This window comes from Cryobacterium sp. 10C3, from assembly GCF_034314285.1.
In the GTDB taxonomy this organism is placed as follows: Bacteria; Actinomycetota; Actinomycetes; order Actinomycetales; family Microbacteriaceae; genus Cryobacterium; species Cryobacterium glucosi.
Window position 1 is genome coordinate 101075 of sequence record NZ_JAVIWF010000001.1, and the last position, 26583, is coordinate 127657.

Below are 26583 nucleotides of genomic sequence, written 5' to 3' on the forward strand. Positions count from 1 at the left end.
TTTCGGTCCGAGTCAGTTGGTCACGACGTGCAGCGTCAGCTCTTCCGGTCGTTAGAAAGTTGCGCGGGCGGCGAGATAAAGCGCTCCAACGAGTTCGGCTCGGCTTCCGTGTTCTGCCGCTGCAACGGTCATTCCTTGAGCTGCTGCAGGTTGCGCATACTGATCGATACCCAGTCTGATGCCGGTGAGAAGCGCAGGATTGGCCGTTCCGAGTGTGCCGCCGACCACTAAGAGACTGGGGTTGAGCAGGTTACACAGCGAGGACAAGGCTTGACCCACGGTGCGACCGGCGTCACTGAAGATGCGGTCCGTGATTTCATCTGCGAAGGGGAGGCTGTCGATTCGGTCGATGGTGACGCCTTCATGGCTGTGGGCTAGCTGCGCGACGACACTGTCGACTGAAACCACTGCCTCAAGACACCCTCGGCTACCGCAGCGACACAGCTCCGCGTTGTTTTCGAGTCGATTATGTCCTATTTCCCCAGCTAATCCTGCTGAGCCTTTGTAGATTCGGCCTCCCAGAATGAGTGCCGCTCCGATGCCGTCGGAAATTTTCACGTAAAGAACGTCATCATGCCCGGATGCCACACCGCGCCGATGTTCTCCGATCGCGCCGAGGACTGCATCATTTTCTACCAGCACGCTGTGCCCCAAGCGCCGCTGTAGCTCTGCAGCCGGATCAAGCCCGACCCAGCCCGACAAAATCGTGGGCGATCGGACTACTCCGCGTTGCGCGTCCACGGGGCCCGGGATACCCGCAACAATCGTGACAAGATCGCCGACTTCGTATTTTTCACATAACCGGTCCAGAAGCTCGCAGGCCGCATTCATTGCCTCCTGCGCGTTCAAGTCGACGTTCAGCAGCGTCGTCGCGCTCGCAATCTCCGCGCCAGAACCATCAGCCAGTGCCACGGAAATGTGCTTGTGGCCAAAATCGATACCCGCTACCCATCCCGACAATGGAGTCGGGAGCAGACGTAGAGCTGGTCGACCGCTCCCCGATCCCTTGCCCTTCGCGAGAGGGTCGACCTCCACCACACGGCCTTCGCGTAAAAGCCGACGCACCAGGAATGTGACACCGCTTGGGGACATCAACGTCGATGAGGCCAGTTCTGAACGAGAAAGTCCCTCGGGGGCAAGCCGAATACGGTCGTACAGGTCTTCAAGGGCCCTATCTCGCGGGGCGACAGCTCGTACATCGGTCACCTTGCCAGCATAGGCAATGTGATGGTGCAAAAAATCTTTCTTGCGATGAATGGCAAAAAAGACAGAAATGCAGTCTTTTAGGCATTGACTGACGAGAAGATTCGCGGTTCACTTGCACCAGCCTCGGTACCCGTGCTTGTTCTGCGCACAGCAGTAAAGACGCCGAAGATGCTTGCTTCCGGGTCGGAGACGACTCGGGAGAGCTGGATCAATCCTGTAATGGTGTCAGAGAGGACAACCGTGAATCAGATCAGCAATCAGGGGCTACGTGACAGGAGGGTCGCAAAGACCGCGCTGTCCATGTGCGCAGGGGGTGTCGGCATTGCGCTGGTGTTGAGCATGGCCTCAGGGACGCTTGTGGCGGCCGCCGCGCAGCCAACCCCGGCGACCACCCCTCGGGTCTCACCGGCCACCGCCTCGGATGCCCCATTTACGAAGACGGTCTCATATCTTCTTTCCCAGATGACCCCGGGCGAAGAGGTTGCCGTAGTCGAGCATGGCGTCGATCCAGATAACCACGGCCAAGCTGGCTACCTGGCCGGAGTTCCCCGACTTGGCGTCCCCGCGATCCGGCATGCTGACGCCTTGGGCATCAACGTATACGCCGACGGCACAGCATTCCCCACCCGACTTGGACTCGCCTCTTCCTTCGACCGCAATGCGTACAACGTCCTCGGTGAAGAAGTCGGAAAACAGGGGAGGGCTCTGGGCGTAGATCTCGTTTACGGTCCCCAGGTCGATATGGCGCGCTACCCTTCCTGGTCCAGGAATTTGACTACGAATGGTGAAGACGCGTTCGTCTCCTCCCAGTTCTCTGCGGCCGAGATCAACGGCATTCAGAGCACCGGTCTCATGTCACAGGTCAAACACGTGTCGTTCTACAACGGCCAAGATCGAGACACACCGTCGCTGATCGGATCGCAGGCGGCCCACGAGATCTACCTCGCACCAGCGCAGTCCGCAATCCAGCAGGGCGGCGTCAGCTCGGTGATGTGCTCTTACGCGATCTTCCAGATTGTCGGCGAGCAAAGCGCACCACAGTACGCCTGCTCGAACTCCAATCTCCTCACCAACCTCGTCAAGAATCAGTTCCAACTCAAGGGTTTCATCACGTCCGACTACACCGCCAGCAAGGCAACGTCGGACGTCCTAGCTGGGATGGACAATGAGTTCGCCTCCAGCAACCTTTCGGCGTCCAAGCTGGTCCCACTCATCGACTTGACGTCATCATCGTTTAGTGCACCTTATGCCGCTGCGACGGCCAATGCGGTCGCGCGCATGCTGTACGAGTACGAGCGCTTCGGCCTGCTTGACAACAGCAAGATTCCCACTGCGCACGAGTCGGCGGTACCACAGCACGGCGACGTCACATCGACCTACAACGGCACGAGCGTTGACAAGCAGAGTGGCGATAATGTCGCTCTGGCGCTGGCCGAGGAAAGCGGCGTTCTCCTGAAGAATGATAAGGATGCTCTTCCCCTGTCGACGAACAAAACCGTCGCGGTCGTCGGCCCCACCTCGACGCTCCTACCCGCAAGCCCTGGCGGCGAACGAGCTCGCGGCTTTGGCGACCAGGTCCAATACACCCCGCTCAAGGCCGTCACGGCGCAGGTGGGTTCGGCAAACGTCACCTCCGCGCCGGGCGTGGACTGGATCGGGGACACCGTCCCCACCGCCAACCTGAGAGTGACGAAGGACGCGAACGCCTTGCCCGGCCTCACCCGTGCGGGCGCCGATGGCTCCACGACCGTTGATAGCACCATTGACGGCCAGCAGACGACCCTTGCCAAGGGCGGCCAGTACACCTGGACTGGTTACCTGAACGTCACCACAGCCGACACCTACGGGCTGCTTCTCCAGCGGCCATACGGGATCGACACGGGCAACAAGTCGGCGTACAACGGCGGCATCCAGCAGGAGCCCAGCCGCAACGCTCCGCCGGAGCCGCTCAGCCTCAGCGTTGATGATGCTGCGCAGACGATCGTGAACCCTGGAGGGAACATCCTGCCGAACGCATTCCCTGGCGGGGAGCGTGCGTCCAATAACCAGTACCTCGGCAAGCAGAACCTGGGCGTGAGCCTGGAACTATCGGTCGGACTGCACAAGATCAGTTTCACCTACAAACCGACTCTCACAACAGCCACGGCACCAACGGTCCGCTTCGCCTGGGCCCCCTGGCACAGAACACAGCCAAAGCAGTCGCGGCGGCGAAGACGAACGATGAAACTGTCATTTTCGTCGATGACTCCACCCCGGGGATCACTCAGGGTGCCGGACCGAACTCGTCTACGTCGGCCGCCCTTCGGAACCTCAACAAGACGCAGGTGGACCTCATCAACACAGTGAGTGCCGCAGCCCATGCGGCCGGCCACAAAGCCGTTGTCGTCCTCAACTCCGGAACCGCCGTGGCAATGCCCTGGGTCAACAACGTCGATGCTGTCCTCGAGATGTGGTATCCGGGCGAACGGGGCGGCGAGGCAACATCCAACCTGCTCTACGGGCTGGTGAACCCATCGGGCAAACTCCCGATGACGTTCCCCAAGAACGACGACTCCACGCCCTTTTCCAGCAACCTCGAGCGCACCACCGGAACGCAGACCGCAACGGAGACCAGACCGTCAATCAAATGGACAGACGGAGTCGATGTGGGCTACCGCTGGTACACCGACCCGACGGCGAACGTCAATGGTTATGAGCCGCTTTACCCGTTCGGTTTCGGGCTCTCCTACACGACGTTTCGGTACTCCGGGCTTCGCGTGAAGAACGCGAAGGACGGCGGGCTTGACGTCACGTTCACCGTCAAGAACACGGGCGAGAAGGACGGAGCAGACTCACCTCAGGTGTACATCGGATCTTCCCCAGATCTTGCCGTGCCGACTTATGACGCCAATGGCATCGTGACTGGCGGGTTCCAACAGTCCGCACAGAAGCTGGTGCAGTTCGATCACATCCAACTGGCCACCGGTCAGTCGAAGACGGCAACCCTCCACGTCGACCGGCAGCAGGTATCCGCCTGGGACACTATCGGTCAGAAGTGGGTGATTGGATCGGGTGACCGAATGATCTCCCTTGGCGCCTCATCCGAAGAACTCGTTTTATCGGTTACCCGGAAAGTGCGGTAACCCGTGTTCGCTCCCACGCTGTGGCCGCGGGAAGACAAAGGCTCGCGCTCGACAACGTCTAACTGAACCCCGCGTAGTTCCTGTGGCTGGGCGACCCACGCAACGGTCGCCCAGCCGGATCAATACCTCGGGGTTGTAAGCCTCTACCGTCGGCTCAACACGACTCTGCCGCGGGCAAGTGTGGTGTCGTCCCGGGTAGTAGCTGGCTCGGCTTATTCCGCGACCTGACCGCGCGCGGCCTCACCGGGGTTAAGCTCGTCACCAGCGACGCTCACGCCGGCCTCGTGGCAGCGATCGGGGCGGCCTTGACTGGCGCGACCTGGCAGCGCTGCCGCACCCACTACGCCGCGAATCTGATGTCCGCGACCCCGAAGTCCAGCTGGCCGTGGGTGAAGACCCTGCTCCACTTGCGTCTATGACCAGCCCGACAAGGACGCCGTCCACGCCCAGTTCGACCTGGTCCTGAACGCCCTCGAGGAGAAGCTCCCCGCGGTCGACACCCACCTTGAGGCGGCCCGGGCGGACGTTCTCGCGTTCACCGGGCTTCCGAAGGAGAGCTGGCGTCAGCTCTGGTCCAACACCCCACAGGAACGCCTCAATCGCGAGATCCGCCGCCGCACCGACGTCGTGGGCATCTTCCCCGACCGCGGCTCCCTGATCCGGCTCGTCGGAGCGGTCCTGGCCGAACAACACGACGAATGGATCGAAAGCCGTCGCTACCTCGGCCTCGACGTCCTCAGCCGCTCACGCCTCACCCCAATCCCGACCGAGGAGGAGGAACCCACAACCGAACTCAGCGCCCTCAGCGCCTAGAAATCCAAGAATCACGCGGAAAACTCGGTACACCAAACATTTGGACTTGACCCGTTATGAATCACGGCGGACGGAGGGAGTAAGGGATCTGGGCACTGCCCATTATCGAAAGCGCCCAGCTGCCGCGATTCACAACGACCGGAGTTGTAAGCAGGGTCCTGAGACATCCCGTAAACAAGGCTCTGAGACATGGTGTCAACAACGTCATGAGACAGGTTGTAAACAAAGAGCTGAGACAGGACATACCAGCTGTGCGGACTGGCACTACCATCAAGCGCTACTCGCCAAGCACGATCGATGACCCGGACCATCCGTTTTGTCTGCCTATTCGATCGCGTGTGGGCTTCATCACCGGAAGTGCAGGATCACAGGATCATCACAAAAACTGGTTCAACGTTTTGGAAGTGGGGCACCCGCCGCAATCCGAGTTCCCACAAGGTCGGGCATCGGTGGCTGTGTCAGCGTCGTTCATGGGCGATATTCAACTTTTATGGCCCACGATCGATCAGCGTTTTGTCTTGTTTCTTCAGCGCTTCGCTCATTCCGGGCGGCGGACTGAAGTGCCTAGACTCACCATATGTTCAAAGAAAAGTTCCTAGGGTTGGCTGTCGCCCTTCCATGGGGAGCGAGCTGCCGACACGGAGCGCCAGGTTGAACGCAAGAACTGCCTCGTTGGCCCCGAAGAAGTCGATTTTGGCGGCTACTGCACCTCACGAAACCCTGTTTTAAAGCGCAAATATCATGCGAGTGCCGGGGCCACAACCTTGCAGAACTGTGCCCGTCCGACCGCGCTGATCACAATGTTGCGTCCCAAGCCCAGTACCTCAACGAGGAGAGAAAATGAAACGCATCAGGACGATTGCAGCAGTGGTAGCTGTGGCGGCGGTATTCGCTACGACCGCATGTACCGGCACGCCACCCGGGTCCTCTTCTGATCCTTCAGAGAAGGCAAACCTCACGTTTTGGTCATGGGTGCCCGGCGTGGACAAGGCCGTGGACCTTTGGAACAAAGAAAACCCGAATATTCAGGTCAAGTTGGAGCAAACACCTGCGGGAAGCTCCGGAACGTACGCGAAGATGTACTCCGCTTTGAAGGCAGGCAAGGGGGCGCCCGATCTCGCTCAGATCGAATACCAGGAACTTCCCGGCTTCGTTCTTGAAAATGGTCTTGTTGATCTCAAGCCACTCGGGATGGGCGTCGAGAGCAGCAAATTCGTGGACTGGCAGCTGGGGCAGTCAACCTTCGGCGACTCCGTGTACGCGGTGCCTCAAGCATCCGGACCGATGGGCTTGTACTACAGGGAGGATATCTTCTCCGCCCTGGGGCTGAAGGCTCCGGCGACGTGGGACGAATATGCCGTGGCCGCCAAAACCATTCACGACGCGAACCCGGCTCAATATATCAATACTTTCGCCCCTGGTAACTCAGCGTGGTTTACGGCTCTCGCGTGGCAGGCAGGCGCGAAGTGGTTCGGCCTCGATGGAGATACTTGGACCGTGAACATCGACTCGGACACCACACTCAAAGTTGCCTCCTACTGGGACAAACTTCGCGAAGCCGGGCTCATTAAGACCGAACCTGATTTCGCCAACGGGTGGTACAGCGATCTCCAGAACGGCAATATCGTCGCCTGGCCGTCTGCCCAATGGGGCGGGTCCATCCTCTCGGGGAACGCACCGACAACTGCAGGGAAATGGAAGGTCGCCCCACTGCCGCAGTGGGATAGCACCTACGCCTCCGCGAACTGGGGTGGCTCGAGCACCGCAGTGCTGAAGGGCACGTCGAACGCGCAGGCTGCGGAGAAGTTCGCGGTCTGGCTCAATACTGACCCGCAGAGCATCAACCTTCTTCTCGCTGGCGGCTACGGCTGGCCCGCAGCGAAGAACGCGCTTGCCGGATCTACTCTCGACAAACCAGAGGAATTCCTCGGTGGCCAGAACGCAAACAAAGACGTCTTCAAGAAGTCTGACGAGTCCATCAATACGTCGTGGGGTTGGATACCGACAACTGCCAACACCTACACGCACCTAAACGATGGCTTCCAAGCGGCCGTTGAAGGCCACGGGACTTTCGTGGACGCTGTGAAGGCCGCCCAGACCGCGACGATTGCTGACTTGGAGGCGAAGGGCTTAAAAGTTCGCGCAGGGGACTGACAAACAGGACGCTGCGGGGTCAGACCGTACGATCATGATCCGGCCCCGCTTCCCCCTCACGGCTACACCCAAACACCACAGAAATCATCCAGGAACTGCAGAGAAAGACAGCGTCATGACAACCACGCGATCCAGGCACCGACTAACGATAACCGGGCTACTTGGCCCTTTTATCGTCCTCTTCACGCTGACGATGGTCCTGCCCCTTGTCTATGCGATCTATGAGAGCGTGACCGGCATCCAACGTTCTGGCGCATTCGGTCAGGGCGGTAGCAGCCCCGTTTTCGTTGGCCTAGACAACTACATCACCGCACTTGGCGCCTCGGCGTTCGTCGCCAGCCTCGGCCGGGTCCTCCTGTTCGCAGTCGTTCAGGTACCGGTCATGATTATCCTCGCCACCGCTCTGGCGCTCCTGCTCGACGCAGCATCTGCCTGGGGTGTGCGGTTCTTCCGATCGGCGTACTTCTTGCCGTACGGGGTACCTGGTGTTATCGCTTCGATTCTGTGGGGTTTTCTCTACACCCCGGGACTGAGCCCGCTGGTCAACTTCGGGTCAGCTCTCGGACTGAATCTCGACTTCCTCGGTGGAGGTTCGATCCTGTGGTCCATCGCCAACATCGTCACCTGGCAGTATGCCGGCTACAACATGCTTGTGATCGTCGCCCAACTGAAATCTATCGACGCTGATCTCTTCGAAGCAGCCTCCATCGATGGCGCGAACGCATGGCAGGTCATCACCCGGATCAAGCTGCCGCTTATCCGCCCGGCCATCGTGCTCACGACTGTTTTCACAATCATCGGAACCATCCAACTCTTCGCAGAGCCGCTCGTCCTCAAACCGCTTTCGAGCGCAATCACCTCTAGCTTCACGCCCAACCTTTCTGCCTATAACGAGGCATTTGCGAATAACAACTACAACCTTGCCGCCGCAGAGTCAGTCCTTCTGGCACTCGTCGCATGCGCGTTCTCATTCGGATTTCTCAAACTCGTCACTCGAGGGGGAGCCCATCATGACAACCACCGAACGCGCTTACACCGGCAAAAAAGGAAAGAATCAGTCGTCAAAGCAACCAAGCACGGTCCAAAAGCCACGCAAGATTCAGCGCAGCCCCGGCTGGAGAATTCTGGTAACCGCTGCCCTTGCGGTTGCCGCCGTCTACTTTCTCTTTCCGGTGTATTGGCTCACAATCGCCGCCACCAAATCCACAAGTAGCCTATTTGGGTCTTCCGGGTTGGCCCTGGACAACCCGCAGCTGTTGACCAACCTGGTCAATGTCGTGACGTACAACGGCGGAATCTTCGGCCGATGGGCGCTCAACAGCGTCCTATATTCCGGAGTCGGCGCCGTCGTGGCCACAATCTGCTCTCTTGCGGCTGGATACTGCTTAGCAAAATTTACCTTCCGCGGCCGCGAGGTCTGGTTCAACATCATTCTGGCCGGCGTAATGATTCCCGGAACAGCACTGGCTCTTCCGCTGTTCCTACTCATGAGCCAAGTCGGCCTCGTCAATACTTACTGGTCTGTGCTCCTCCCTTCCCTCGTGAGCCCGTTCGGTGTCTATCTCGGCCGCATCTACGCGCAAGCCGCCGTCCCAGACAGTCTCCTTGAGGCATCGCGTCTCGATGGGGCCGGAGAATTCCGGATCTTCTTCACTCTTGTCCTGCGATTGATGATGCCCGCCGCCGTGACGATCTTCTTGTTCCAATTCATCGGCATCTGGAACAACTTTTTTCTGCCGCTCGTCATGCTCTCCGACCAAAGCCTCTATCCAATTACCCTCGGTCTCGTCCAATGGCAGAGTGTCTCAGATCGTCACCCCGAGTTGTACCAACTGGCTATCGGTGGCGCCTTCCTATCCGTCATCCCGATCATGATCGCCATCGTGAGCCTGCAACGATTTTGGAAGGCGGGTCTTACCGAAGGAAGCGTCAAGGGATGAAACGTTCCTCAAATACCCTCCATGATCGATAGAAGGAACCGATGACTCCCTCACGTCTCACCACGACCCCAGCGCAACTTCCCGCCAAGCTGACGATCACCCTCTGGGACTTCACCTGGTATACCCAAACAGCCAAGGGCGAACCCTTTTACGATCTTGATCGTGCCTTCGCTGAAGCCGTCGATCGCGGCTACAACACCGTTCGCATCTGCGCGGCGCCCCTGCTCCTCTTCGGAGAACACGATATCGACACGACGGCGCTTCAATTCGTGAACATGGGCGGCGATACCGGTCAGCGCACTAGGTGGTACAACGCCGCCGGGGGCGCCGTGCTCAATGGACGCGCCCACCTCTTGGCTCTTTTAAGGCGGCCAAGCGTCACGGCTGCTTCGTGATCATCTCGTCATGGGAATACCAGCAAAGTTCCGCATTTCTCTCCAACTCATCGTGGCACGACATGCTAAGCGCAATTCCCGCGAAGAATCGGCACGAGGCACTTGCCCATGCCGAGGCGAAACTGGTGACGTACCTCAAGAAAGAGTCACTTGACGATCGCATAGCGTATGTCGAGATCCACAACGAGGTCGACCTATCCCGCCTAACAGAAGTCCCATCGGAGGGCCTCGATACTTTCTGGGCGCAACGACCGTATCTCGAGAATGCCCTCCGGCTTCTACAGGACGCCCATCCCGACGTCTTATCGACAGTGTGCTACGGCATTCCGCCTTACCTAGACCTCGCATCCATCCCCGACAACGCGCAAGTGGCACACCAACACTTCTACATCTACGGAGTCCTTGCTTCTCTCGAAGCATGGGCGCAGGTTCGCGCAGAGCCGCCAATTTTCCCAACCGAGGAACTGAAGTCCATTCTCAGAGACGACGCACCCCCGTTCGACGAATGGACTACAACGATCGAACCGTGGCGGTTACAAGCGACGGGCATCACCACAAGCATGTTCTATGCCTACGACTGGGTGGACCCGATCGCCTGGGACGCGTGGCTGTACCGGCACTTCGCAGAGCATGAAATTGCTATGAAACAGGCGTTGGAGGCCCGGTTGCAGGCCGTCATGATCTGGGCCACTCACCACGACGTACCTGCGGTGATCGGCGAAGGTTGGATCGGATACACGCCTCTTGAGGCCGATTTCGAGGATGGGCCAGTCGGACAATACTTCGCGGCCTACGCCGTGCAACGATGCGCCGACCTGGGCTACTGGGGAACGTTGCCCGGGTCAAACTCCGCTCCGCACCACCCGGGGTGGGCGAACATCGAATTCCAACGACGACTGAACGGGCTATTTCAGGAAGCAAAATAGCGCAATTCAAAGAAGCGTGCCCACTATTTGTGAGCAGATTCATACCCGCCCCGGCGCCGTCGCGCCCGAAAGCGCAGTGTCGCAATGTGAAACCCGTTCGCGCAAAACCAGGTGTTGCGCGGCATCCCCGAGCGACCGCCTAATCCATGGTTTCGTGAAGTCTTGTCGTGCACTGAAGTAAGAAACGTCCAGCAAACAGGGTCAGATGGGTCACTGTGATGCACGTATTGCGGCGGGTAAAAGTTGTTTTGTCTAGGTTGTCCATTGAATCGTGTATTCCGGACCCAAGCTGACCAACCATAGGCTCGCTCTATGCTCACCGAAGGGCCCTCCCGGGCATCAAAAATTACTCTCCCCTCAATTCCCGCTGCCCTGGCAGCTGCGCCCGTGGCAGCATGGTCCGAACCAATCAGCATCGACACATACCTCCCAGAGACACCGGACCACTTTCCCGCGTTTCTTGAAACTCGCGTCTACCAAGGCTCGTCGGGACGGGTGTTCCCATTGCCATTCCACGAACGCATCAGTCAGACCAAGTCTCCTCACCTGTGGCAAGCGATACATCTCGAAAACGAGTGGCTCCGTCTGGTAATCCTTCCAGAGCTCGGCGGCCGGATACACATCGCTTATGACAAAGTGGCTAAGTACGACATGTTCTATCGCAACAACGTCATCAAGCCCGCTCTCGTGGGCCTCGCGGGGCCTTGGATCTCGGGGGGATTGAGTTCAATTGGCCTCAGCACCATCGCCCGGCCACATTCCTCCCGACCGACGTCAGTATTGAGCACGAAGATGGACGGCTCGGTGACTGTCTGGTGCTCCGACCATGATCCGTTTGCTCGGATGAAGGGTATGCACGGTATCCGACTGCGGCCGAATAGCTCAAAGATCGAAGCGCGGGTGCGCCTCTACAACCGGTCCGAAACTCGCCAGACGTTCCTGTGGTGGGCAAACGTCGCGGCCGCCGTCAATGACGACTACCAGTCATTCTTCCCAACAGATGTCAACTACGTCGCTGACCATGCCAAGCGTGCCATCGTAAGTTTCCCGCACGCCCGGACGTCCTATTACGGCATCGACTACCCGAGCCGGGTTACCCCGGAGAGCCCCGATGCTGATCGACTGGACTGGTATCGCAACATTCCCGTGCCGACCTCGTACATGGTTACGTCTACCGACGGCGAATTCTTTGGTGGATACGATCACGGCCGAAATGCCGGCTTTGTTCACTGGGCCAGCCGCGACATTTCCCCGGGCAAGAAACAGTGGACTTGGGGCAACGCACCATTTGGGTGGGCTTGGGACAGCAATCTTACCGATGCCGATGGTCCGTACGTGGAGCTGATGGCCGGCGTCTACACCGACAACCAGCCTGACTTTGCGTATCTGGCCGCCGGCGAGACGAAGACGTTTAGCCAATTCTGGTATCCGCTTAGCCAGATAGGACCGGCTCAGGAGGCAAGTGCTGATGTGGCCGCCCGGCTAGACATCACCGAAGCCGGAGCGCGCATCGGAATAGTTTCATCTGAAGTCATTCCGCACGCCCACGTACGACTAAGCGCAAGCAATGGTCGCGTTCTCTACGATGGCACCCACCGTCTAAGCCCTGCGGGTCCGTTCCTTTATGATGTCTCTTTTTGCCAAGAGCAGCCAGGCGATGAACTTGAGCTACGCATCTTTACCGACGAGAAAACCATGCTCACTCTCAATCCACGACAGGATGAAGAGATCACTGAGCAACCCCGGCACGCTGAAGAACCGGCCGCTCCCAGCGATGTCGGCACCATCGACGAACTAGTTCAAATCGCCGTCTATCTCGACCAGTATCGACACGCGACGCGATCCTCGGAACCCTACTGGCGTGAAATCCTGACCCGGGATCCCCAGGAGTCACGAGCCACTGCCGGACTCGGTGAACGGCTCTATGACTGCGCCGACTATGAGGGCGCCGTCGAGATGCTGTCCCGAAGTGTGACTCGCCGCACTCAATGGGCACCCACTCCACTGGATGGATCAGCACACTACCGGCTCGGCCTCGCCCTCTCGCGGCTCGGACGGCAGCGAGAGGCGCTCAAGGTTCTCGCACGTGCGTCATGGGACAACGCGTACGTAGTCCCGTCACGCTATCTTCTCGCTCGTGAGCACGCCAAGATGGGGCAGATCGACGTCGCTATCAAAACGCTTCGAGACGTACTCACAACGGATAATCGCCACCTGCAGGCAGCCGACTTGCTCGCGCTTCTACTCCAGACGGCCGGCCACGTTGCCGAAGCCGACCAGGTTCTCGCGAATACCCTCAGCCAAGATCCGCTCGATGCATGGGCACTACACCTCCGCAAGCAGCCCGTCACGTCGGACGCCACGGTAATGCTCGACGTCGCGCTTGAATACGCCGCCGCAGGATTCATCGATCACGCACTTACGGCACTAGACGACGCAGCGGCGCTCCTTCCCATTCTTGCGCCCGGGCAAGTAAACGTAGGGCCACTAATCTCTTACCACCGTGCCGCTCTCCTCCACCAAGCCGGCAAAGCACAGGAGGCCAGAGCCGCTGTAGATGCAGCCAGCCGTGGGTCCTCAAAACTCACTCTCCCATCACGCCTCGATGATGTCGATGCGCTCCGAACGGCTCTCGAAATTAAACCGGGTGACCCACTCGCAGCCTCCCTGCTAGGGCACTGGTACTACGACCGTCGCCGATATGCTGACGCGATCCGCCTCTGGCACCTCTCGCTCAGCTCCACCCCGTCCACTGAAGTAGCGACCGTCGTCCATCGGAATCTCGGCATCGCCTCCTACAACGTGCTCCGCGACTTCGATGCCGCGACCGATCACTACCACTGCGCCCTCAACGGGGAACCTGGCAACGCGAAACTCTGGTTTGAATTTGACCAGCTTTCTGCGCGGCTTGGGACGTCCACCGAGGAACGTTTTATACAGCTGGAGAAACGCCAGGAAATCGTGAACCAGCGTGACGACTTGACGGTGTCATTTGCGCAACTTCTGATCGATGTCGACCGAGCGCGCGATGCTCAAACTCTCCTCGCTGAAAGACAGTTCCAACCATGGGAAGGCGGCGAGGGGCAAGTCCTCGCTGCCTGGGATCGGGCCGCCCTCTCCCTAGCTCGGAGCGCCAATACCTCGAATAATCACGAACTGGCCATCAGGCTCTTAGAAGCAGCGTTGCGACCTCCGCAAAACCTCGGCGAGGGGCGGCATCCCCTAGCCAACGTCTCCGAACTGCAGTTGGCGCTTGGAGATTCCTGGGCAGGAGCTGGCGACATGTGCGCGGCCGAAGGGCACTGGCAACAGGCTGCACAGTCAACCGGTGACTTCACCAAGATGTCGGCAACACCATTCAGCACCCAGACACACCACGCGATCGTGGCACTCCACAGACTTGGACGCCATGAGCAGGCGCAGCAAGTCGCCCAGAAACTCGACACGTGGGTAAATGAATATGAGGAATCAGTGGCAAAAATTGACTTCTTTGCAACGAGCCTTCCCACAATGCTGCTGTTCATTGACGACCCAGCAGCCGAACGCGACCACGTCGTCTCGACTATCCGCACACAACTCTCGATACTCAAAAATATGGATAGTTCCACTCGGGAAACGGCGAACTCCTAGGGCAGGCCCCGAAGGGAAACACCACAGCCAGCAATCCCACACTTCCAACTTCCAGGGCTTCCCCACGAACATGAGGAGACATCATGACCGCTCCCTCATCTCCATCACCCTTCCCCGCAGGAATGAAGCGGCGGAGTTTCCTTTCCAGTGCTTTGTGCGGTGTTGGATTCGTCGCACTACCGGTGCGGTCGACAGCTGCGCAAGCTACGGCGGCTGTCACCCCAGGAGAAATGCCTATTCTCGATACCCATCCTCCAACTGAGCCGTCTGGCACGCACGTGCAGCGAGTCGGCGAAACCAAAGTGGTCTTCTCTTATGAGCGGTGCTGCCCAGCTTCGATGGCTGGCGCACTAGAGAACCGGAACGGGAATACATCGACCTCGATGGACAATGGCGTTTTGCATCGGACCCCGAGGTTATCGGGCTGGACGGCGGCTGGAACAACTCCAGATTCGACGACAGTGAATGGCAAAGTATCGCCGTCCCTTCCGCGCGGGACTTGCTCGCCACAGCAGCTTTCGGCTCTCTGGATGGTAGCCACTTCGGCGGGGGTACGGCATTCCTCGACTGCTATGCCTGATGCCGGCGTGAAGTGAAACTATTCGGCGGTCGGACGGAGCGTCATCTGCGCCTTAATTTCCGAGCCGTTGGCTACAGCGCCGATGTGTGGCTCGACGGAGTTCCCCTAGGTAAGTATGAAGGCGCTAACACGCTGTTCTCCTTGCCGATCACCGACTCGATCAGGCCTAGCCGATTGCACACACTCGCCGTTCGCATGTTTCTTCGGACTTCCCACACCTCGTACAGTCCGCCATGCCAGCCAGTCACTGACGACTTTGAGATCCCATACAAGCCCGTCGACTACTGGTCATATGCTGGCATCATGCGTTCAGTCTGGCTCGAAAGTGTCGCTCCAACATCGTTAAGCAAGGTGCTCATCACAACCGCAGATGGTCAACTTGACGCGCGGATTCTCTTCGAAAACCATGGTCATGCGGACTTCACCGGAAACGTGCAGCTCGACCCTAGTTCCGAGTCCACGGCAGAGACCATGTCCATTCCGAGACCAATGCACTCACCGTCCAAGCAACTCTCTGCACAACTACCCCCGGCCGCGACGGACGCCACCACCCCGTCGACCGATTGACGACGAACTGCGGCGTCCGTGATCTCCGCATCGCCAACGGTCAACTAGACATGAACGGGGATATTCTGTTCCTAAAGGCGATCCGAGACCACTCAAAATGTGGTGGTGGTCCTGGACTATGAAGTTGTCAGTTCACCAACTTGAAAGCGGCGACCCGTCTCTCGAGTTATATCGGATCAGCAACGAATACTTGCAGCTCGTCTTCCTGCCATCCGTTGGGGGTCGCCTTCTGTCTCTCCAGATCGAAGGGAAAGAACTGCTGTGGATCAACCCGGATTTCTTTGACAGAAAATTTCGCGCTCTTAAGCCGAGGCTGTCCTGGGCAACACTGGACGGCACGTTCGCCTCTTGGGCCAACGTCGGTGGTTCCAAGACCTGGCCGGCACCGCAAGGAGAAAGTGCAGGGCAATGGGCGGGCCCACCGGATCCTGTCCTCGATGCGGGTGAGTGGACCTTCGAATCCACTTGGCTCCCAATTGAGAAAGTACAGCAGGTCATCATGGCCAGCCCCAACGACGCTCGAACTGGCCTTCAAGTCAAACGCGAATTCCGGATCCCAGCCACCGGCTCCTCATTCTTCGAACACACCACCTTTACGAACACATCCCACCGCAATGTGCGGTGGTCTCTCTGGGAAGTGTGCCAAATCGACACTTTCGCGGCCCGAGATGGGGCAACGGACTCTGCAGTAGAAGTCACCGTCTCGTCCAACCATCCACCTATCGAACTCGCACGATACGCAGGCGCAGTAAGACCAACCATCGCACACGGCATCGCGCGAGTGCCGATCGAACCTGGGGTCGCCAAATTCGGATTCCCCCACTCCACTGGAGAGATTAAGTGGCGTGGACCGGCAGGAACCAGCCTCGTCCTCAAAACCGCCGTCGACGAAAGAGCGGAATACCCAGACCACGGATCACGGATCGAAGTATGGGCGCAATCCCCGATACCGCATGCCCTCAGCGAGCTCAACGGTTTTCATCCGAACGCGTGGCTCGTCGAATTGGAAGTGTTATCGCCCCTACATACGATCGAGCCCGGAGGCTGCGCACGCCTCGATATCCAGTGGTCTGCCCATACGGCTGGCACACCCTAGCGACTGCCCAACGGATCAGCCCCTGTCGTGCTTACGATAGACAGAAGGAGTCAGCCCGTGGATCTTCTTGAACTGGCGAGCAAAATAGAACGAGTCCTCGTAACCAACACTATGGGCAATCATTTCTACCGGCTGTGTGGTCGTGTCAAGCAACTCGCGGGCGCTAGCCATCCGGAGTTGAGTTTGGTAATTCAGGACCGCCAAACCGGTGTGCCCCTTGAAAAGTGCCGCAAAATGGGAATTACTCAACCCCGCCATCGCAGCGAGGTCCGTCACGCTTATTCGCTGGGTGACGTGGCTTCGCAGGTAGTCAATCGCCCGCTCAATAGAGTTGCTCGTCCCCCCGCACTAGCTCTGTCTGACGCAAGCAAAGCCATCAAATGCCAAGCCGCGCCGGCTGCTGAGAGGAGGCTCGAATCTGTTGTGTCACGCTCCATCCATTGGATCACCTCGGCAACGAGCGACACAGTTGCGTACATGTCGGACAGCGTCCGAACGGGCGCACTAATTGTCATTCCCGCGAACGAGAGAAACCCTTCAAGGTCACTTCCGTCCAGATGCAACCACCAAAGAGTCCAAGGGTCGTCAGAATCAGCGCCGTACGAATGAGCCTGATGCGGAGGCAAAATAATGACCTGTCCCGCGGTGACAGCGAACCTGCCCGCCGCGGTGACACACCAACCTTTTCCTTTGACACAAAGAATTACGACGGCCTGGGGAATCGGGCTTTGCCGTACTCGGCCATGAGAATGCGCCTGTGGAAAATACCCGCAGTCCGTGACGACAAGGTGCGCCGTCCCTGGATGCGCCAGCGCCTCCCTCACTCGAGGGCGTGGCACCACAAGCATCCGCTGACCCGGGAAACCATCCGGGATCACACCCGACAAATTGGTCACCGCTGTCATCGTTCTCTCCAGATACTCAACCGTTCTCTCGTGTTCGACGGCCTAAATCGATCGTACCTTTGCCCTTAGATACAAGTGAGATCACGGCCCAGGGTAGCTTCCCTCCACCCTCCGGGGCACGGGAGTACCCGTCCTGCCACGAGCACTTTCATAGTCAAGAGGAGCAAAGAAGCGTGAAGAGTACGACTCGAAAGACGCTCGATGAGTTTGCTTTTACCATCCCTCGCGTGTGGCGCAGAGTTCATGTACACGCCACAGCACTCGGGCGCCTAGACGTCGATATCCCGAACTGGGTCGAGCGGTCCCGGCGCATTCGCCTCCACACCCGTCCTTGGCCCAGGCACCAAGAATGTCTTTCAGCAGGCGGGACGAGATTTTGACGGTCAACAGCGAAACCTCCTCACTCAAACGCGAAACCAAGTCGCCGACCTTCACAATCGGTGTTGACGATTTCTTGCTTCACGGCAAGCCGTTTCAGATCATTTCGGGCGCTCTCCACTACTTCCGCGTGCACCCAGATTTATGGGCCGACCGAATCCATAAGGCCAGGCTGATGGGTCTCAACACGATCGAGACATATGTTCCGTGGAACCAACATGCCCCGCAGCGCGGCGTGTTCGATACAACGGCCGGACTCGACCTGGCCCGATTTCTACGCCTTGTCTCAGAGGAAGGTATGCACGCAATCATTCGGCCCGGCCCGTACATCTGCGCTGAATGGGACAACGGGGGACTACCGGCCTGGCTGACCGCTGATCCGGACGTGCGTATCAGACGGTTTGAACCTAGATATCTTACGGCCGTCCGTGAGTATTTTGAGCAACTACTTCCCATCATCTCGGTAGCCCAGATCGATCGAGGTGGGCCCGTCATTCTCTTTCAAATTGAAAACGAGTACGGAGCCTACGGGGCTGATAAACCCTATCTCCAGGCTCTAGTCGCTATGGCACATGACCTTGGTATTACCGTGCCCCTCACGACGGTCGATCAGCCGACCGACCAGATGCTCGATGACGGCAGCCTCCCCGAGTTGCACCGAACTGCTTCGTTTGGCTCCAGAAGCAATGAGCGACTCGCAACGCTGCGCCGACACCAAACCACAGGACCGCTCATGTGCTCCGAATTCTGGGACGGATGGTTCGATCATTGGGGCGAACACCACCACACGACCCCCGTTGCGGATGCGGCCCTCGAACTCGATTCGATGTTAGCCGCAGGCGCATCCGTCAACATCTACATGTTCCATGGCGGCACGAACTTCGGATTCAGCAACGGCGCGAATGACAAAGGCACTTACAAGTCCCAAGTCACCTCCTACGACTACGACGCCCCCTTGACGAAGCCGGATACCCAACTGAGAAATACCACGCATTCCGCGAAGTCATCGGCCGTTATTCCCAGCTCCCTGCCTGTGTCCCAGCGTCAGCAACAGACGCACCCGCCTTTCAAACGCCGTTCCAAATCACTGTTCCGCTGACCGACGTACGCGAGAAACTTGGCAGATGGAGAGCATTTGAACACGCACCAACGATGGATCACACCGAGCAATACCGTGGCCTCTGCGTTTACCGAACCACTCTGCACCATTCTGCCGACAATATCGCCCGCTCCGGGATTTTACGTCTTGCAGAGATCCGTGATCGCGCGCTCGTGTCGATCGACGGCACAAGCGTCGGAGCACTTAACCGTGACAACAGAGAGAGAGCAATTGCGTTGCCTGCAGGCGACATCCTGGAACTGCTTGTGGAGGACCTTGGCAGAGTCTCGTATGGCCCCCGTATTGGAGAGCCAAAAGGAATAATCGGGCCGATCACCCTCAACGGTGAAGAACTGGTGCATTGGGAGGTCCTCAGTCTGGACCTCACCTCAATTGACGGATCCCTCTTTGCCGGCATTCCCACCCTGAATTCAGACCCGATGGGGCCAAGCTTCTCGAAGACTGAATTCACCCTGTCCGCAAGTACTGATCTCTTCCTAGATACCTCTGAATGGGGAAAGGGAATTGCCTGGATCAACGGGTTCAACCTCGGACGTTACTGGTCACGAGGCCCTCAGAGCACCCTATACATTCCCCGCAGCGAACTGAGAACTGGAATCAACGAGCTCATAATATTGGAGCTGCATGCGCACGCCCAGTCAACCGCGCGTTTTTTACCTCGGCCATCGCTCGGAAATACCGACTACTAATCCAGGAAGCGTTATCAGGCCTACTTCTCACTCTGAACCGTGGGCAAATCTGTCGGGCTTGCGTTCCGTGGAGCGGAGGACTCCGAGTACCTGAAGAGCAATCCGATCAGAGTGAACGCGTGGTGGTTGGTCACGTCCCGCTGAGTGGATGTTCTTATTGATGTCAAGCGACTTTTGGGGCGGGTGGCGCGTCGCCTCATCGGGTAGCGCTGTTCTGGCGACACATGCGCCGGGGCGCCCGGCGCAGCACGGCGAGATCTGGCCCGGTACCGCGCTCGTTGAGCGGGATCCCGTCGATGGACCCGTCGGCGCGGAAGAAGACGGCGCCACGTCATCGTCGCCGACGACGCCGACGACGCCGACGACGCCGGCCGCGCTGAGGGCCGTGAAGTCCTCGTCTTCGAGGTACCCGCGCGCGTAGACGTGGCTGGGCACCTTGGAGAATGGCGAGCCGAGCCCGAAGAGTGCAACGTTTATTCGCGCCTGCATCTCGAGCAGTCTCGTCACGCCGCGCTCCCGCCAGAACGCCCGCTTCGTCGCGGGGTCGTCGAAGAAGGTCTGCACCGGGAATTGCTCGACGTGGGCTCCGAACGCGTCACCGAAGCGGCGGAGGATCTCGCTCGTGTAATCCAGGCGGCTCGTCGCGTTGAGTGGGGAACGGATTTGGATGTTCACGAGCCCGTTGGCCCTGGCCTGCCTCAGCAGGCGGGACACCGAGGAACGGGAGGTGTGCAGCTCGTGCGCGATGGCCTCCATGGTCAGGTGGTCCTGCACGTAATACGGTTGCGCCGCCGTGAGGGCGTCATCGGTTCGGTCGGACAGGGATGGATCGTTTGTGATGGTCGTAGCTTCTGCTTGCACATGTGTGCACGTGTGTGCACAGGCATTGACCGTTTGTGTGGTGTTGCGCATGCTGTACTGACCCACGAGGTTGCGCGGCATGCGCAGGACCGTGAGCCGGTGATTGTCAGCCGCCGCTGCAGACCTAAGGCTGCAGACCCACACACCAGACCTGCCGACCCACACGGAAGTGAGCGAACAGTGACCCCCTCAAACCAGAAGCCCGCCCGGGCATCCGCGCCGGGTATCCGTCCCGGTGCCGTAGCCGCTCAGGCCGCTATCGCCGCTCATCCCCGGGCGAGCGTGCTCATCATCGGTGCCGGAATTAACGGCATCGCGACCTTCCGCGACCTGGCGATGCAGGGCATCGACGTCGCGATCGTCGACAAGGGCGACTACGTCTCCGGCGCCTCGTCGGCCTCCTCCCACATGATCCACGGTGGTGTGCGCTACCTCGAGAACGGGGAATTCCGCCTGGTCAAGGAGTCGGTCGAGGAACGCAACAGCCTGCTGAAGATCGCCCCGCACTACGTCAAGCCCCTCAAGACGACCATTCCGATCTACTCCACCTTCTCCGGGGTGATGTCGGCGCCGATGCGCTTTCTCACTCACCGCCAGGGTGCGGCCCAGGAACGTGGCGCCCTGCTGATCAAGATCGGCATGATGCTCTACGACTCCTTCTCCCGCGACGGCGGCACGGTGCCCCGGCACGAGTTCCTCGGCAGGAAGGCATCGCTCAGACTGCTGCCGCGCCTCAACCCGGGCCTCAAGTACACGGCCACCTACTTCGACGCCTCCATGCACGACCCCGAGCGCCTCGCGCTCGACGTGCTGGCCGACGGCCTGGCCGCCGGCGCGCACGCGCGCAGCGCCAACTACATCGAGGCCATCGGCATGGATGCCGCGGGCGTGCGTCTTCGGAACGCGGTCACCGGCGCCGAATTCAGCTTCCAGGCCGACATCGTCGTGAACACGTCCGGGCCCTGGACCGACCTCACGAACACGGCCCTCGGCCAGACCAGCACGTACATGGGCGGCACCAAGGGGTCGCACATCGTGCTCGACAACCGGGAGCTTCTCGCGGCCACGGGTGGCCGCGAAATCTTCTTCGAGCACAAGGACGGCCGCATCGTGCTGATCTTCCCGCTTGCGGGCCGGGTGCTGGTCGGCACCACCGACCTCGAACACGATATGACCCAGCCCGCGCGCTGCACTGAGGCCGAGGTCGACTACTTCTTCGATCTCGTCAAGCACGTTTTCCCGGATGTGGCCGTCGACCGCTCAGAGATCGTCTTCCGGTTCGCCGGTGTGCGTCCGCTGCCGCGGCACGACGACGAGGCACCGGGGTTCGTCTCCCGCGACTACCGCATCGAGTCCCGTCCGCTCGGTGCCCGACCGGGCACACTTCTCAGCCTCGTCGGCGGCAAGTGGACGACGTTCCGGGCCCTCGCCGAGCACTTGAGCGGCGACATCCTCACCTTGCTTGGCCGCACCCGGGTCGTGTCGACGGCCGGTCTTCCCATCGGCGGCGGCCGCAATTTCCCGGCCACGGATGCCGCGCGCCGGGTCTGGATCGCCGCGAACGGCGACGAGGTCGGCACCTCGAGGGCCGACCAGCTGCTGACCCGCTACGGCACCCGCGCGGTAGACGTGATCGACTTCATCTCCGCGGAACCGGACGCAGCGCTGGAACACCACGCCGATTACTCCCGTCGGGAGATCGAGTTCCTCGCGGCCACAGAATCAGTGGTGCACCTGACCGACCTCGTGCTGCGACGCACGAGCATGGCCTTCCGTGGTGAGCTCAGCCTGGCGCTGCTCGAAGAACTCGCCGGCGTCCTCGCTCCCGTGCTGGGCTGGGATTCCGCACGCCGCGTTCTCGAGGTCGACCTCACCGTCGGCCTGCTGCGCGGCCATGCACGGTGTAGACCTCTCCGGCGTCGGCGAGGCATCCGCTTCGCTCGCCTAGCCCGCGATCTGCACGAACGTGCACGGCGGAGTGCACCGATTAGTGCGTCAGGCCGATAGGTTTCTCACGATTCGTTTTCGCTGTATATCGGCGGAACCTCAGCTGCACGACCATCGGTTACAACTCGGCTTCACTGAACAAGGGTGTCAATGTGGACAATCTCGGTATCGTTTTTCTTTCGGAGCTGGTGGGCACGGCCTTGCTGGTCCTCCTTGGCTGTGGGGTGGTGGCCAACGTGGCCCTGGCCAAGAACAAGGGCCTGGGCGGCGGTTTCCTGATGGTGACGATCGGGTGGGGCCTCGCGGTCTTCTCCGGCGTCATCGTCTCCTACAACTCGGGGGCGCACCTGAACCCCGCCGTGACCCTCGGCCTGGTCGCATCCGGCGCCACTGAATTCGGCTCCGGGGTCCCGGTGAACTTCCTGTCGGTGCTGACCTACATCGGGGCGCAGCTGCTTGGAGCCATCATCGGCGCCGTCTTCTGCTGGCTGGCGTACAAGCAGCACTTCGACCAGGAACCGAACCCGGCGAACAAGCTCGGTGTCTTCTCCACCGGTCCGGCCATCCGTTCGTACGGCTGGAACCTTCTTACCGAGATCATCGGCACGTTCGTGCTGGTGTTCGTGATCATCGCCTTCGGCGGTGGCCGCCAGGGTGTCAACGGCGGGCTTGCCGCGCTCGGCCCGCTCCCGGTTGCCCTGCTCGTCATCGTGATCGGCACCTCCCTCGGCGGGCCGACCGGCTACGCGATCAACCCCGCCCGTGACCTCGGTCCGCGAATCGCGCACTTCATCCTGCCCATCAAGGGCAAGGGTTCCTCGGACTGGTCATACTCGTGGGTCCCCGTTTTCGGCCCCATCATCGGCGGCGTCCTCGCCGGACTCCTGTCCACCGCACTCCTGCCCATCCTGGCCTAACCAGGGAACCAGTGCCTTGGCCTCCGTTGACGGATGCCGCGGCACGTTCGGCTAGCAATTCCCACACCCAACCTGAACCGCACGACTACAAAGGAGTATTCAATGGCCCAGTACATCATTGCGATCGACCAGGGGACGACCAGTTCCCGTGCGATCATCTTCGACAAGGCCGGGTCGATCGTCTCGACCGGCCAGCTCGAGCACGAACAGATCTTCCCCCAGGCAGGCTGGGTCGAGCACGACCCGATCGAGATCTGGAACAACACCCGCGAGGTCATCGGGCAGGCGCTGTCCAAAGCGAACCTGACCCGGCACGACATCGTCGCCGTCGGCATCACCAACCAGCGCGAGACCGCCGTGGTCTGGGACCGCACCACCGGGCTCCCCGTCTACAACGCGATCGTCTGGCAGGACACCCGTACCCAGCCCATCGTCGACCGCCTCGCCGCCGACGGCGGCGTCGAGCGCTTCAAGAAGCAGGTCGGACTACCGCTCGCCACGTACTTCTCGGGCACGAAGATCGTCTGGATCCTCGAGAACGTCGAGGGAGCCCGGGCCAAGGCGGATGCCGGCGAGCTGATGTTCGGCACGACGGACTCCTGGGTGCTCTGGAACCTCACCGGCGGCCTCGAGGGCGGCGTGCACGCGACCGACGTCACCAACGCGAGCCGCACGATGTTCATGGACCTCGAAACCCTGCAATGGGACGACGACATCCTCGCCGCCTTCAACGTGCCCCGCTCGATGCTTCCCGAGATCCGCTCCTCCTCCGAGGTTTACGGCATCGCAAGCGAACACAGCCTGCTTCGCGAGACCCCGATCGCCGGCATCCTCGGCGACCAGCAGGCAGCGACCTTCGGCCAGGCGCGCGTTCGAACCAGGGCGAGGCCAAGAACACCTACGGCACCGGCTGCTTCCTGATCTTCAACACCGGCACCGAGATCGTGCACTCCCAGAACGGGCTGCTCACGACCGTGGGCTACAAGCTCGGCGACGGCGAGACGCACTACGCGCTCGAGGGCTCGATCGCCGTCACCGGCGCGCTCGTCCAGTGGCTGCGCGACAACCTCGGCCTTATCGGGTCGGCCTCCGAGATCGAAGCCCTCGCCCTCTCCGTCACGGACAACGGCGGCGCCTACTTCGTTCCCGCGTTCTCGGGCCTGTTCGCGCCTTACTGGCGTGCCGATGCCCGGGGCGCCCTGGTGGGCCTGACCGGCTATGTGAACAAGGGCCACATCGCCCGGGCCGCACTCGAGGCAATCGCGTACCAGTCCCGCGAAGTGCTCGACGCCGTCAATGCCGACTCCGGTGTCCCACTCACCGAGCTCAAGGTCGACGGCGGCGCTGTGGCCAACAACTTTTTAATGCAGTTCCAGGCCGACATCCTCGGCGTGTCCGTGGTGCGCCCGGTGGTCGCCGAGACGACCGCGCTCGGCGCGGCGTATGCGGCCGGCCTCGCGGTCGGCTTCTGGAACGACCTCGACGAGCTCCGCGCGAACTGGCAGGAAGACGCCCGCTGGGAGCCGAAGCTCGACGTCGCCGAACGCGACCGGCTGCTGCGCAACTGGAAAAAGCCATCACCAAGTCCCTCGACTGGGTCGACGAGGACGTCCTCTAGCCCACCCTATTGAGACCTTTCCGGTCGAGAGTGCCCGCCACACCGGCAACTCTCGACCGGAAAAGTCAGTGCGTCCCGTTCCGAATTCAGGAGACTACTTTTCTGTTCAGGTACCTGGCTTTAGAATATTTCGCTGCACCAAGGAAATTTTGGGTGTCCGATGTCGAGGCTCGGTGGACGTTGGTGGCGGCCGCGCATTGGGATCGGCCTGGGACGCTTTCGGCCAGCTTCGCGCATCGAGTAATAGGGCGCCGGCGGCCTACTTTTCAACGAGCGTCAAATATACAGGAGTTCACGGCGGCGGGCACTCCGACGATTGAGCCTGAATACCCATTCGTCGACGTAGGCGTGTAGATGCTCGCCACGACCGAACCGTGAGTCGTTTCCATCAGCGCCGATTGACCAGAGAGAACATGTGGTGGAAGCCCGGGAGTACCTCGTGCGCAGGGAGGCCTGAAGCAGGCATGGGAATGCCGGTGTGGTCGTAGCGACCGGGTGTCCAGCCGGATACGCAGACCAGCCGTCGGTGATCACATGGCTACCTGGTTCGATGTTGGCTTGGAGGAAAGCAGCGAGACTGACGTGGCTGGCGCCCTGAATTACGGGTCTGCGTTCCACCGCGGCGGCGAGCAGAAGCTTTCTGGTCGATCTACCGCCCCGTATGCCCGGCTCGAAGCCACCAAAGATTGACTCGTCGACCTTAACGTCGCCGCGCGACGGATCGCGCTGGACGAACGAACCGTTACGGACATCTTCCGGTCGTAACCGCCACGTTTCCAACGAGAGTTGGTCGGCCGCCATCCGTTGGTGCTTCCATGGTGCGGACAAACGCAGCCATCGGGCCAGCTCAGCGGGAAGGCCGTGCCCAGATTTTTGGACGCGTTTTCGGCTTATTTCACCTGGAATTCCGGGCACGTACCCGCTCACACTTGATATCGATTCTTCCGCTGGAAGGCAAAAAAGCAATCGACCGAAAGTGAGAAACCACCAGGACCATCACACCTGCACCGTGGCGAGCGTTCCGGATCAGTCACCTGTGATTGAGAACCTCAGCATCGAACGAAGTCACGATACTGCCTGTGCTCTGCTAACCAGCATTCCTTGTGGCGACTTCGACACCATCAGTCTCAAGTGCGTCCAGCACACAAGGATCAACGTCCTCATCAGGAAGCCCTACTCGGGCATCCTCGGCCACCTCGCCGAAAGCTATGCCCCCGTTTCCGACCATCGTCTCCGTACTCCGGGCGTCGATGGTCGGCCCGCTGATGGTGCTGCCTGTGCGGTCCAGCCGGAGCCCGGGGCGCGCGGATCTGGCGTTTCGGCCTGGCCTAGTTGGGAACGTCCGGTTCGGCCGCAGCATCGTGCACGTCTTCTACGTACTGGTACGCGATCGGCTCTTCGGTCACATGCCCCAGTTTGAATACCCGGCGGACAATGGCGCCTTCCTCATCCACCTCGAGGGTGACTGTCTGTTGGTAGCCGCCGTCGACGTAGGCCAGTTCTCGTTCCGTGCCGGACGCGATCGGGTTGGCACCATAGAAGATGGCGCGGTAGGTGGACTTCTCGTTCATTGTCTTCCCGTCTGTATCGGTCCGGTCTTGCCGTTCGGGTTGCCCCGCCACGGTCGTCGGCTCGCTGCAGACAGACCAGGACACACCGACATTTTTGCACGGGCACCGCAAGAAAACGCCGAATGAAGCCGAATGACCCCACAACCGC

At 60.1% G+C, this 26583-nt stretch carries 17 protein-coding genes and 4 pseudogenes; 15 read left to right on the forward strand and 6 right to left on the reverse strand.

Annotation, left to right across the window (positions count from 1 at the left end):
- Positions 1-51: 51 nt before the first annotated feature.
- Positions 52-1206 carry an ROK family protein gene (locus tag RGU41_RS00465; protein ID WP_322135166.1) on the reverse strand — a complete coding sequence of 385 codons (1155 nt, stop codon included), beginning with the start codon at positions 1204-1206 and terminating at the stop codon, positions 52-54.
- A gap of 84 nt (positions 1207-1290) precedes the next feature.
- Here RGU41_RS00465 and RGU41_RS00470 point away from each other — a divergent pair, with 84 nt between their 5' ends.
- The 11 genes and pseudogenes from RGU41_RS00470 to RGU41_RS00520 all read left to right on the forward strand — a co-directional run bounded on the left by RGU41_RS00470 (position 1291) and on the right by RGU41_RS00520 (position 16429).
- On the forward strand, positions 1291-3552 hold the full coding sequence (locus tag RGU41_RS00470; RefSeq protein WP_322135167.1) for a glycoside hydrolase family 3 N-terminal domain-containing protein: 2262 nt from the start codon (positions 1291-1293) through the stop codon (positions 3550-3552).
- The gene (locus RGU41_RS00475) at positions 3438-4328 is read left to right on the forward strand and encodes a glycoside hydrolase family 3 C-terminal domain-containing protein (protein ID WP_322135181.1); all 891 of its coding nucleotides are present in this window, start codon (positions 3438-3440) and stop codon (positions 4326-4328) included. The genes RGU41_RS00470 and RGU41_RS00475 overlap by 115 nt, the downstream gene beginning before the upstream one ends.
- 194 nt (positions 4329-4522) lie before the next feature.
- Positions 4523-5141 (forward strand): annotated as a pseudogene (locus RGU41_RS00480) (transposase); the annotation flags it as partial.
- Between the two features lie 840 nt (positions 5142-5981).
- Positions 5982-7295, forward strand: a complete 1314-nt coding sequence (locus tag RGU41_RS00485; RefSeq protein ID WP_322135168.1) for an ABC transporter substrate-binding protein — start codon at positions 5982-5984, stop codon at positions 7293-7295.
- 115 nt (positions 7296-7410) lie between these two features.
- Entirely contained in the window at positions 7411-8508 is a 1098-nt protein-coding gene (locus tag RGU41_RS20620; RefSeq protein WP_416173124.1) for a carbohydrate ABC transporter permease, read from the forward strand.
- Positions 8393-9235 carry a carbohydrate ABC transporter permease gene (locus RGU41_RS00495; protein WP_416173128.1) on the forward strand — a complete coding sequence of 281 codons (843 nt, stop codon included), beginning with the start codon at positions 8393-8395 and terminating at the stop codon, positions 9233-9235. Before RGU41_RS20620 ends, RGU41_RS00495 begins: the two co-directional genes overlap by 116 nt.
- A gap of 41 nt (positions 9236-9276) precedes the next feature.
- Positions 9277-9630 carry a cellulase-like family protein gene (locus tag RGU41_RS00500; RefSeq protein WP_322135169.1) on the forward strand — a complete coding sequence of 118 codons (354 nt, stop codon included), beginning with the start codon at positions 9277-9279 and terminating at the stop codon, positions 9628-9630.
- Positions 9627-10556, forward strand: a complete 930-nt coding sequence (locus RGU41_RS00505) for a hypothetical protein (protein ID WP_322135170.1) — start codon at positions 9627-9629, stop codon at positions 10554-10556. The genes RGU41_RS00500 and RGU41_RS00505 overlap by 4 nt, the downstream gene beginning before the upstream one ends.
- Positions 10557-10868: 312 nt before the next feature.
- A complete protein-coding gene (locus RGU41_RS00510) occupies positions 10869-14186 on the forward strand; it encodes a DUF5107 domain-containing protein (RefSeq protein ID WP_322135171.1) in 3318 nt (1105 codons plus the stop codon).
- Between the two features lie 322 nt (positions 14187-14508).
- A complete protein-coding gene (locus RGU41_RS00515; protein WP_134446151.1) occupies positions 14509-14766 on the forward strand; it encodes a hypothetical protein in 258 nt (85 codons plus the stop codon).
- A gap of 685 nt (positions 14767-15451) precedes the next feature.
- Positions 15452-16429: a hypothetical protein gene (locus RGU41_RS00520; RefSeq protein WP_322135172.1), complete on the forward strand. Its 978-nt coding sequence runs from the start codon at positions 15452-15454 to the stop codon at positions 16427-16429.
- A gap of 15 nt (positions 16430-16444) precedes the next feature.
- On the opposite strand, the gene RGU41_RS00525 is transcribed toward RGU41_RS00520, so the two are convergent.
- Both RGU41_RS00525 and RGU41_RS20625 read right to left on the reverse strand, forming a co-directional pair.
- Positions 16445-16756 (reverse strand): AraC family transcriptional regulator, encoded by a 312-nt coding sequence (locus tag RGU41_RS00525; protein ID WP_322135182.1) that lies wholly within the window; start codon positions 16754-16756, stop codon positions 16445-16447.
- On the reverse strand, positions 16708-17334 hold the full coding sequence (locus RGU41_RS20625; RefSeq protein ID WP_416173125.1) for an AraC family ligand binding domain-containing protein: 627 nt from the start codon (positions 17332-17334) through the stop codon (positions 16708-16710). The genes RGU41_RS00525 and RGU41_RS20625 overlap by 49 nt, the downstream gene beginning before the upstream one ends.
- 349 nt (positions 17335-17683) lie before the next feature.
- Here RGU41_RS20625 and RGU41_RS20630 point away from each other — a divergent pair.
- Positions 17684-19521, forward strand: a pseudogene (locus RGU41_RS20630) (glycoside hydrolase family 35 protein).
- 220 nt (positions 19522-19741) lie between these two features.
- Here RGU41_RS20630 and RGU41_RS20635 read toward each other — a convergent pair.
- Positions 19742-20277 (reverse strand): annotated as a pseudogene (locus tag RGU41_RS20635) (sugar-binding domain-containing protein); the annotation flags it as partial.
- A gap of 285 nt (positions 20278-20562) precedes the next feature.
- Here RGU41_RS20635 and RGU41_RS00545 point away from each other — a divergent pair.
- The 3 genes and pseudogenes from RGU41_RS00545 to glpK all read left to right on the forward strand — a co-directional run bounded on the left by RGU41_RS00545 (position 20563) and on the right by glpK (position 24864).
- Positions 20563-22389, forward strand: a complete 1827-nt coding sequence (locus RGU41_RS00545) for a glycerol-3-phosphate dehydrogenase/oxidase (protein ID WP_416173126.1) — start codon at positions 20563-20565, stop codon at positions 22387-22389.
- 92 nt (positions 22390-22481) lie between these two features.
- Positions 22482-23246, forward strand: a complete 765-nt coding sequence (locus RGU41_RS00550) for an MIP/aquaporin family protein (RefSeq protein ID WP_322135176.1) — start codon at positions 22482-22484, stop codon at positions 23244-23246.
- Between the two features lie 102 nt (positions 23247-23348).
- Positions 23349-24864, forward strand: a pseudogene (glpK, locus tag RGU41_RS00555) (glycerol kinase GlpK).
- 276 nt (positions 24865-25140) lie between these two features.
- On the opposite strand, the gene RGU41_RS20640 reads toward glpK, so the two are convergent.
- Together RGU41_RS20640 and RGU41_RS00560 are read right to left on the reverse strand one after the other, a co-directional pair.
- Entirely contained in the window at positions 25141-25665 is a 525-nt protein-coding gene (locus tag RGU41_RS20640) for a transposase (RefSeq protein ID WP_416172984.1), read from the reverse strand.
- A gap of 527 nt (positions 25666-26192) precedes the next feature.
- The coding region (locus tag RGU41_RS00560; protein ID WP_322135177.1) for a hypothetical protein at positions 26193-26583 on the reverse strand (391 nt) is incomplete at its 5' end.

Excerpts from the sequence above, each read along its gene's own strand:
- RGU41_RS00485 (WP_322135168.1), top strand. The coding sequence starts at position 5,982 with ATGAAACGCATCAGGACGATTGCAGCAGTGGTAGCTGTGGCGGCGGTA.
- RGU41_RS00520 (WP_322135172.1), top strand. The coding sequence starts at position 15,452 with ATGAAGTTGTCAGTTCACCAACTTGAAAGCGGCGACCCGTCTCTCGAG.
- RGU41_RS20640 (WP_416172984.1), bottom strand. The coding sequence starts at position 25,665 with ATGGCGGCCGACCAACTCTCGTTGGAAACGTGGCGGTTACGACCGGAA.
- RGU41_RS00500 (WP_322135169.1), top strand. The coding sequence starts at position 9,277 with ATGACTCCCTCACGTCTCACCACGACCCCAGCGCAACTTCCCGCCAAG.
- RGU41_RS00510 (WP_322135171.1), top strand. The coding sequence starts at position 10,869 with ATGCTCACCGAAGGGCCCTCCCGGGCATCAAAAATTACTCTCCCCTCA.
- RGU41_RS20625 (WP_416173125.1), bottom strand. The coding sequence starts at position 17,334 with ATGACAGCGGTGACCAATTTGTCGGGTGTGATCCCGGATGGTTTCCCG.
- RGU41_RS20620 (WP_416173124.1), top strand. The coding sequence starts at position 7,411 with ATGACAACCACGCGATCCAGGCACCGACTAACGATAACCGGGCTACTT.